1 protein-coding gene is annotated in these 951 nt (G+C 58.8%); it reads right to left on the minus strand.

All coding sequences use genetic code 11. The features are described from left to right. Positions 1 to 753: PAS domain-containing protein (locus AC1DVH_RS31805; RefSeq protein WP_477757123.1), on the minus strand; the 753-nt coding region annotated here is incomplete at its 3' end. Positions 754 to 951: the final 198 nt, after the last annotated feature.

Consider the following 951-nt stretch of genomic DNA (forward strand, 5'->3'; position numbering starts at 1 on the left):
CCTGTGACAGATTGCCCAAGTCTTGCCCGGGTGGATAAGAGAACGTGCGAGCGAATCGCTCATCACCCGACAACACGTTGCCTGTGACAGATTGCCCAAGTCTTGCCCGGGTGGATAAGAGAACGTGCGAGCGAATCGCTCATCACCCGACAACACGTTGGTCTTGATGTCCCAGACAAAGGAACCGAGCAAGGCACCGGCGTTCAATGCCAGGCGCACCCGCTCGTTATCCGCACGATAAGCGTCTTCAGCCACTTGTCGCCGGTGCTCGGATATCACCCGCTCCGTGGTTTCCACCACCATGGACATGACCCCGGCCGGACGTCCGTCATCATCAGCCACCGGGCTGTAGTAGAGGTCCATCCAGACATGTTCCGGAACCCCGTCACGCAGCAGCACCAGTTCTTTGTTGCGATAGGACAAGGTGCCGCCCGCCAGGCAGGTGTCGACTACGTGGCGATTGAATTCGGCGACTTCTGGCCAACCCAGCTCCACCGTAGACCCCAGCAGGTACGGATGACGCCCACCGGCAAACTTGGAGTAAGCATCGTTATAGATCATGTACCCGGGCTGCCCCCAGAGCATCACCATCGGCAGCGAGGACGCGAGCATCAACTGCACCGCGCTGCTCAGGCTCCTGGACCATGAATCGAGTGGGCCAAGTTCGGTCAGGCTCCAGTCGAACGCACGAATGCGCCCGGCCATTTCGCCGTTCCACCCGGAACACCCGTGGCTATCCTCGAGAAACTGCATGGTTTGACTCTATCCCGGTAAGTTGCACCCGTTTGTTTCGAGCATCCTGCACACTATTCGTTTCATAGAGGTATAGCTGATTCTCGCGGGCCTTTGCAGAACCCTTGTAGGAGTGAGCCGGCTCCGGGCGGCGTTCCGACGATAACAACGGTACAGTCGACATGGATGTCGTCTGACGCACCGCTATCGTCGGAACGC

Source organism: Pseudomonas sp. P4_C3 (assembly GCF_056402075.1).